The following is an 8,499-nucleotide window of genomic DNA, read 5'->3' on the forward strand; positions in this document are numbered from 1 at the left end:
TAACTTGGAGGAAGGAAATGAAAAAGTTATTTCTTACTGCTGCGGTAATCCTATTATCCGCCAGCGCCGTCTTTGCGCAAGGTAAGACCAACATTGACGTTGAAAAATCTAAAATTGCGATCCTGCCTTTCGATGCCGTTAAGATCGCTGAGCAGTACGGCGCACGTCAGTCATGGAGTTGGCAACCGGGCAATGTAACTTGGCAAGCCCAACCTGAATCGCCCTTTGCCGATGCTGCCGCCTTAGTTGCCTTTGCTGAAGCTGCAACACAACGATCGGTCGATGCGTTTTTCAAGACAGGACGATTTACCGTGATTGACCGTACGGCAATGGAAAAAATCATGAAGGAACAAGATTTCCAGCTTTCGGATAATGTCGACCCGAATTCTGTAGCACAGATTGGCGCCTTGCTGGGCGCGCAATATATCGTCAATGGGCAAATTCAACAGGTAAGCACCAATCCGTATTACGACCCGAAAGACAAAAGTAAATTGCTCGGCTATTCAGGCACAGTCGAATTGCAGATAACCCTGATTGAAGTCGGCACGGGTCAAGTAACCGGCTCCAAGCGCGTTAAAGGCAGCACGGAAGTTGAAGGCACTAAAATATTAGGAATGGCGTTATTGGATGCGTATGAATCAACGCCTTCCAAAGCTGCTTACAAAGGCTTGGATGAATGCTCAAAAGATCTTAAAAACTGGCTGCGCGATGCGTTTCCTGTCGAAGGAGAAATCTTTGAAATCGTCAAACAGACCAAAAAAGAAGGCGCTACACGCGTGAATATTACTTGCGGTAAAGATATCGGCGTAAAAAAAGGAGACAAATTTAAAGTCTACACTGAAACGGAAATGGAAGTTGCCGGTAAAATGCGTAAAAAAACAACGGATCTTGGTTCACTCGAAGTTAAATCAGTTGGCGAAGACGGATGGTCATCAACCTGTGATGTTGAAAAAGGCGGTAAAACAATCGCGGATAAAATTGCTGCGGGCGTGAAACTCAAAGTAGTTTCCGTTAAGAAGTAAGATCGTATTGAAACAAAAAAAGGCTGTCAAAAACTGACAGCCTTTTCTTTTTTCCGGACTAAACGTGCTCTCCTCCGCTTGGTCCATAAAAAAACACCCACACTGTAAAGTCTTCAGAAAATTCAAAAAAACGGTGATGCACGCCGGCAGGAACAAACAAAAAATCGCCGTCAGTTACCGCCATCGATGTGCCATCCAATTCAAACTTTCCCGAACCAATAGCTATTACGTAAATTTCATCACGATCATGCGGTTTTTGTTTATCGACCCGATCAGGCCTGTAAAGTTCGACGGACAAACTCCCACGCTCAAACAGCACCTTGAACTCGCGGTTGGATTCTTTTAACGAATGAGTCGCTTCAATGAGGGAAATTTTATGTCCTGACATGACTTACTTTAATTTTTTCTTCTCACGCATGAAATTTTCAAATTGACGCAACGATGCGTTAATTGCAAGTTCATTCGTCAAAACACTGTCGAGAATAGCTGACATATTGGCGAATTCACGATACTTGGAGATGATTTCGTAATTATTAATGAGTCGGTTATGTGATTGAATCAGATCATCGTAGTAGGGTCGAAATTTTTTTTCGGGCGAATCAATAACTGAACGAAAGTTTTGCAAATAATTCAAATTGGCCGATTTGGCTTTTGTGTAATTATCTCTTTCCCAAACGGTTTCAATAACATTGATCCAACTTTTGTCCGGTGTATTGGCTGAAATAGTTAAACCGAGCCGTCGATTGAAATCGGTACTACGCTGACCTAAATCGATCGAAAACGCCAACAACCGGTCTTCATACGACAATAGCTTAACGGAATCCAGATTACGTTCATGAAGCAATGGCAGATCCAACTCCAACGGCTTCACATCCGTCTCAATATCCGGCTGTTTTTTTGAACAGGATAAAAAAATGAAAAACAGAATTAATAAAATATACTTATACATGGTGAACAGATTTTTATTTTACGACAATGTTAACTAACTTATTAGGCACAACTACGACTTTCAGCAATTCCTTACCAGCTGTCCATTGAACAGCTTTTTCAAGAGCCGATTCCTCAAGCACAGCTTTATCGGTTCCTTTTTTAACTAACAGTTTATCGCGCAGTTTCCCATTCACCTGAATGACAACCGTAACTTCATCATCGACTGTCAGAGCTTCATCGTAATCAGGAAAAGATTCGTGTGCCAATGACTTAGTATGGCCAAGCTTATACCAAAGCTCTTCCGCCAAATGTGGAGCAAACGGTGCGAGAACCAAAACAAACTGTTCAATAATTTTTTTCGGACGAACAGCAAGCGGCGTCATTTCATTTACAAAAATCATCATTTGAGAAATCGCCGTATTGAAATCAAGCGACTCGATATCGTGAGCAGCTTTTTTAATAGTCTTGTGTAGCACACGAAGCGATTCTATCGAGGGTTCGACGTCTTTCACTTGCTCGCTGAGTTTCCCGTCCGCATCGATGGCCAATCGCCACACACGCTGCAAAAAGCGGTAAACACCTTCAACGCCGTTGGTGCTCCACGGCTTCGTTGCCGTCAATGGTCCCATAAACATTTCGTACAATCGAAGAGCATCGGCGCCGTATTCTTTGATAATGTCATCCGGGTTGATCACATTACCGACCGACTTGGACATTTTCTGAGAATCTTCACCGAGAATTGTTCCCTGATTGATGAGTTTCATAAAAGGTTCAGGCGTCGACACAAGTTTCAGATCGTACAATACTTTGTGCCAAAAACGGGCGTACAACAAATGCAAAACTGCGTGTTCGCCGCCGCCAATGTACATATTCACCGGCATCCAGTATTTTTCTTTTTCAGGGTCGCAAAACATTTTTTCATTTTTCGGATCGAGGTAGCGTAAATAATACCAGCAAGAACCTGCCCATTGCGGCATCGTATTGGTTTCTCGCCGGGCTTTTTTGCCGGACGCTGGATCGATGGTGTCAACCCAATCTGAAATCGTTGCAAGCGGTGATTCACCGGTTCCTGCGGGTTTATAAGACTTCACTTCCGGCAATGTAATCGGCAAAACGGATTCATCGATGAGTTTTATTTCACCGTTTTCTGTATGAATGATCGGAAACGGTTCGCCCCAATAACGTTGGCGGGAAAAAAGCCAGTCACGCAGTTTATAATTAATTTTGGAATGACAGATTTTTTCTGATTCCAGCCACGAAATAATTTTATTCTTAGCTTCGTCGATATTCAAGCCATTGAGAAAATCGCTGTTAATCGCAGGGCCATCACCGGTATAAGCTTTACCGGAAAAATCGGCGGGAGGCTGCACGGTACGAATAATAGGAAGATTAAATAATTCGGCAAATTCCCAATCCCGTTCGTCCTGCCCGGGCACAGCCATGATTGCGCCGGTACCATAACTGACCAGAACGTAATCGGCAATCCAGATCTGAATTTCTTTTTGATTCGCCGGATTGACAGCAAAAGCGCCAGTAAACACTCCGGTTTTTTCTTTGGCCAGTTCCGTCCTTTCCATGTCGCTTTTCAATGCAGCTTTTTTCTTGTAATCGTCAACAGCCGCTCGCTGCGATGAGACTGTTATCGCATCTACAAGCGGATGTTCTGGAGCCAACACCATGTAAGTTGCACCAAAGATCGTATCAGGACGCGTCGTAAAAATGCGAAGGCTGTCAGCCAAGCCTTTGATTGGAAAATTAATTTCGGCGCCTTCGCTGCGCCCGATCCAGTTGCGTTGCATTTCTTTGATATTTTCCGGCCAGTCGACTAATGCAAGATCATCCAGCAGCCGATCGGCATACGCCGTTATCTTTAGCATCCATTGACGCATTGGCCGCCGAACAACGGTAAATCCTTTTTCAATTTGTTCCGGAACTTCTTCATTGGCTAAAACAGTTCCTAATTCGGGACACCAATTGACAGGAACTTCTGCGAGGTAAGCAAGACCGCGTTTGTATAATTGAATAAAAATCCATTGTGTCCATTTAAAATATTTCGGATCGGTCGTATCGACTTCACGATCCCAATCGTAGGAAAATCCAACTAATTTTAATTGTCTTCTAAAATTGTCGACATTTTGTTTGGTTGTAATGGCCGGATGAACTCCGGTTTTTACGGCATATTGTTCGGCAGGAAGACCGAAAGCGTCCCATCCCATCGGGTGAAGGACATTAAATCCTTTCATGCGTTTATAACGCGCCAGTATATCCGTCGCGGTATAACCTTCCGTGTGTCCTACGTGTAATCCCGATCCGGAAGGATAAGGAAACATATCCATGACATAATAACGTTTTTCTTTTGGAAATTTCGGATCTTCGATAGCGTGAAAGGTTTTGTTTTCTTCCCAGTATTTTTGCCATTTCGGTTCGATTTCGGCAAAATCGTAGCGGGCAACATTCGATTCGGTTTTTGACTCAATTTTACCGGACATGCATCATTCCTTGAGCGATTCGTTGTTTCTCATAAGTTGCGTGAATTATAAAAAAACGGCAGGCGAAATGCAATATATTGATTAGAAGAGTGTTGATAAAACCCTGAAAGATCCTAAACGCAGTAATATTATTCGTTCACAAAAATCCTTGTGTTTTCACCGGCCTGTTTTTATATTTCATGCGTCTTCTTTACACTTCTTTTTGACAAATCTGGTCATAAGTTTTGGCTCATATCCAATCTGAGTTGAAACGAATTTATCAAACTACTCTACCATCCAATAACCGAAGGAGACTTCTGTGTATCAGCAACTCCAACCTCCTAAAAATGGTGAAAAGATCGTTATTCAGAACGGCCAATTAAAAGTTCCGGATAATCCGGTTATTCCTTTCATCGAAGGCGACGGCACCGGCCGTGATATCTGGCGTGCATCTCAACGTGTATTTGATGCGGCTGTACAAAAAGCGTACGGCGGAAAACGTACAATCGTGTGGTTCGAAGTTTTCGCCGGTGAAAAAGCGTTTACGCAATTCAATAACTGGTTGCCGGACGATACTATCACCGCGTGCAAAGAATATTTAGTCAGCATCAAAGGGCCGTTGACAACCCCGATTGGCGGCGGTATTCGCAGTCTGAATGTGGCTTTGCGTAAACTACTCGATCTGTATGTATGTTTGCGCCCCGTGCGGTATTTTCAAGGCGTTCCCTCTCCCGTCAAACGTCCGCAAGACGTCGATATGGTGATCTTCCGTGAAAATACCGAAGATATCTACACCGGTATTGAATTCGAAAACGGAACGGATGATAACAAACGGTTCAAAGTATTATTAAAAGAACAGTTTCCAAAAGAATATGCGAAAATCCGATTCCCTGACTCCGCCGGTATCGGCGTCAAGCCGGTGTCTGTCGAAGGGTCCGAACGTTTGATCCGTGCGGCGATTCATTATGCTATCCAGAATAAACGCAAGAGCGTAACCTTTGCGCATAAGGGCAATATCATGAAGTATACGGAAGGCGCGTTCCGCAATTGGGGATACGCCTTAGCGGAAAGGGAATTTGCCGACAAAGTGTACACGTGGGATCAGTGGGAACGCACGAAAAAAGACAAAAGCGAAGAGGCGGCCAATGCAGAACAGAAAGCTGCGCTTGCGTCCGGAAAAATACTGATCAAAGACGTTATTGCCGATATTGTTTTCCAGCAAACGATCACGCGCGCCACGGAATTTGACATCATTGCAACGATGAACCTTAACGGCGACTACTTGTCCGACGCTTTAGCCGCACAAGTTGGTGGCATTGGCATCGCACCCGGCGGTAATATTAATTATGTTACCGGTCATGCTGTTTTCGAAGCAACGCACGGAACCGCCCCGAAATATGCCGACCTCGACAAAGTTAATCCCGGTTCTGTCATTCTTTCCGGCGACATGATGTTTCGCTACATGGGTTGGACGGAAGCCGCAGATCTGATTATCAAAGGCCTCGAAAAATCGATTGCTAATAAAACCGTGACGTACGATTTTGCGCGTTTGATGGACGGCGCCAAAGAAATCAAATGCAGCGAATTCGGCGACGAAATTATCAAGAATATGTAAATCCCTAATTAACCGTATTTCATAACCCATTAGAGGAGGACGTGTTATGTCGGAACAAACTACTTCAGGAACGCCGGGCGGAAGACCGATGCCGACCGCAGAAGATATCGAAAAAGGTAAAGTCATGGCAATTCTCGGTTATCTGTGCTGCTTTTTGATTCCGTTATTGGCGGCCAAAGACAACCGCTTCTGCCAGTACCACCTCGAACAACAAATTCTGTTGTTCATCGTATTCCTGATCGGCGGCGTATTGTCGATCGTTCTGGTCGGCTATTTGATCCAATTATTTGGTTTCGTATTGTGGGTTATCGGAATTATCAATGCAGCGCAAGGAAAAGTTGCCGCGTTGCCAGTGATTGGTCAATACGGTGAAAAACTCAACATGGTCAAGTAATGATCGGTTTTTTTAAAGCCTTGACTGACGAAGAAAAAGGGAAATTGAAATATATTTCCCTTTTCTTCTATTGACTCAAATGTAAAATGATATGATGAAAAAAATCGTACTTTATACTGCTGTTTTATCCAATATAATTGCTTTAGTTTATACCATACTGCTTATATTTCCACAGCCATTATTTTCAAACGAAGTCCAAATTAAAAATTTTCAGATATATTCCCATCAGGCTATATCGGTGGAAAAAATAATCGACAATGTTGACAAACAATTAAAAAAAATCCGAGATTTCGATGAAAACGACACTTACACCATTTTCTTTTGTGACTCCTATTTTGAGTATTTGATGCTGTATCCAATAGGTCCAAATTCTTTTGGTTCGACCAGCCCGTTGACGAATTATATTGTTCTTTCAGTCGCCGATTGGAATGAAGAAACAATCGTCGCTCGCAATTCACTTTCCATGAAGATCAAATCGGTATTGACACATGAAATCGGACATGTTTTAATTGACAAAAAATTCGGTAAGATTAGAAGTTTGTCTATTCCAAAATGGAAAGAGGAAGGCTATTGCGATTTCATCTCCAAAGATAGTTCTTTCGATATTAAAAAGGGAATTGCCCTGCTGAAGGCCAATCAACGAGAGGATTCTTATTCTTTCAAATATTTTGAATACAGGTTATGTGTGACTTATTTGTTTGAAATTGAAAAAGTAAATATGGAAACTTTCTTTGAAGGTGAGTATGATTTTGAGACTGTAAAAGCTAAAGCTCTGAAAGCAGTTCTTAATCAACAAATACAATTATAATCAATGTTAATTCTCAACAATACATTAACGGCCGACGATAAAGTAAAATTGAAATATATTTCCCTTTTCTTCTTTGTTTTAGCTGTCAGTCTTCTTGTGGAACCTTTTGAAAAAGGTCGATTCGAAATTTGTATTTTTAAAAACCTGACGAATTTACCCTGTCCGGGTTGCGGTTTCACTCGAAGTTTCGTTTATCTCGCTCACGGCGATCTCTGGAATTCACTGCGAATGAATCCGTTTGGCATTATTGTTTTTGGGTTTTGGGCGTGGGTGACGATAAAAGATTTGATATGGATTTTCTGGAGAAAATCTTTTCCTTTTTTGCCGGACCCGATTTGGTCTAAATCAAAAACCGGGTTTATTCTAGCGCTTCTGGTTTTTGGCATTATTCGGATGGCTACTCATTTTGATGAATTTCAGCCGATGCCAATTGTTCAACATTTATTGGCAATATTGTAAGCAGCGGTATTGTCAGTTCGAGCTTGTCGAGAACTGTATTATCAACCGTCACTTCTCGATGAACTCGAAGTGACATGGCATACAATTACAATAAAAAATCCAACGACGATCCTGCCTGGTATTCCTCCGGAGCTTGTGTTTTTCTGAAAATTCGCGCGCTATTGCCTTTCAGCATCACGGCTTTATTCTCAATTCTCAGCATTCCTCCTTCTCGCAATCCGACAACAACCTGATCATTCATTTCATGAAATTCCATAATACGTTGTTCGCGCGTTTCTCCTTTATGCGTTGAATTCGGATCCGGATCAAGATAGTGCGGATTGATATTGAACGGCACCAAGTTTAACGCATCAAATGACGGCGGATAAACAATCGGCATATCATTGGTGGTTTTAATCGAGATGGTCGCCACATTGGTCCCGGCGCTTGCGCCGATGTATGGCATTCCGTTTTTAACTTTTTCGCGAATAGCCTCAATCACGTCTTCGTCGTACAGCCGTTTAAGAAGCCGGAATGTATTACCGCCTCCGATGTGAATCGCTTCGGCATTTTTTACAGCTTGTTTCGCGCTGTTGAATTCATGAATGGATTCGACTTGTATACCCATTTGCGTATACCGATCGCGGGTCTTTCCGGCATAACCATTCAGATCGTTCAACGCATACGGTACAAATAATAAATTTTTAACAGTACCCAGAAAATCTTTAATCTCACCGGCACAATGATCCAGATAGCCTCCGCCGTGTTGAGTTGAGTTACTGATCAGAAGAAGACGCATGCTAGTGACTCCTTAAATTAATCTG

General features: G+C 42.7%; 9 protein-coding genes. 5 read left to right on the top strand and 4 right to left on the bottom strand.

The window, feature by feature from the left end; genetic code table 11:
- Nucleotides 1-17: 17 nt before the first annotated feature.
- Nucleotides 18-1,022, top strand: a complete 1,005-nt coding sequence (locus tag K1X84_11440; GenBank protein MBX7152248.1) for a hypothetical protein — start codon at nucleotides 18-20, stop codon at nucleotides 1,020-1,022.
- A 58-nt stretch (nucleotides 1,023-1,080) separates the two neighbouring features.
- Here the strand turns inward: K1X84_11440 and K1X84_11445 are convergent, their stop codons facing one another.
- Genes K1X84_11445 through leuS form a run of 3 tightly spaced genes read right to left on the bottom strand, consistent with a single transcriptional unit; the run spans nucleotide 1,081 to nucleotide 4,441 of the window.
- Nucleotides 1,081-1,410: a cupin domain-containing protein gene (locus K1X84_11445; protein MBX7152249.1), complete on the bottom strand. Its 330-nt coding sequence runs from the start codon at nucleotides 1,408-1,410 to the stop codon at nucleotides 1,081-1,083.
- A 3-nt stretch (nucleotides 1,411-1,413) separates the two neighbouring features.
- Nucleotides 1,414-1,971 (bottom strand): hypothetical protein, encoded by a 558-nt coding sequence (locus tag K1X84_11450; GenBank protein MBX7152250.1) that lies wholly within the window; start codon nucleotides 1,969-1,971, stop codon nucleotides 1,414-1,416.
- Between the two features lie 13 nt (nucleotides 1,972-1,984).
- On the bottom strand, nucleotides 1,985-4,441 hold the full coding sequence (leuS, locus tag K1X84_11455) for a leucine--tRNA ligase (GenBank protein MBX7152251.1): 2,457 nt from the start codon (nucleotides 4,439-4,441) through the stop codon (nucleotides 1,985-1,987).
- A gap of 298 nt (nucleotides 4,442-4,739) precedes the next feature.
- Here leuS and icd point away from each other — a divergent pair, with 298 nt between their 5' ends.
- From icd to K1X84_11475, 4 genes are all read left to right on the top strand, one after another.
- On the top strand, nucleotides 4,740-6,035 hold the full coding sequence (icd, locus tag K1X84_11460) for an NADP-dependent isocitrate dehydrogenase (protein ID MBX7152252.1): 1,296 nt from the start codon (nucleotides 4,740-4,742) through the stop codon (nucleotides 6,033-6,035).
- 88 nt (nucleotides 6,036-6,123) lie between these two features.
- Nucleotides 6,124-6,429 carry a hypothetical protein gene (locus K1X84_11465; GenBank protein MBX7152253.1) on the top strand — a complete coding sequence of 102 codons (306 nt, stop codon included), beginning with the start codon at nucleotides 6,124-6,126 and terminating at the stop codon, nucleotides 6,427-6,429.
- 91 nt (nucleotides 6,430-6,520) lie between these two features.
- Nucleotides 6,521-7,237 (top strand): hypothetical protein, encoded by a 717-nt coding sequence (locus K1X84_11470; protein ID MBX7152254.1) that lies wholly within the window; start codon nucleotides 6,521-6,523, stop codon nucleotides 7,235-7,237.
- Nucleotides 7,238-7,240: 3 nt separating this feature from the next.
- Nucleotides 7,241-7,696 (top strand): DUF2752 domain-containing protein, encoded by a 456-nt coding sequence (locus K1X84_11475; GenBank protein ID MBX7152255.1) that lies wholly within the window; start codon nucleotides 7,241-7,243, stop codon nucleotides 7,694-7,696.
- Between the two features lie 85 nt (nucleotides 7,697-7,781).
- On the opposite strand, the gene pepE is transcribed toward K1X84_11475, so the two are convergent.
- Nucleotides 7,782-8,474: a dipeptidase PepE gene (pepE, locus tag K1X84_11480; GenBank protein ID MBX7152256.1), complete on the bottom strand. Its 693-nt coding sequence runs from the start codon at nucleotides 8,472-8,474 to the stop codon at nucleotides 7,782-7,784.
- Nucleotides 8,475-8,499 lie beyond the last annotated feature (25 nt).

The organism is bacterium, from assembly GCA_019695335.1.
In the GTDB taxonomy this organism is placed as follows: domain Bacteria; phylum CLD3; class CLD3; order SB21; family SB21; genus JABWBZ01.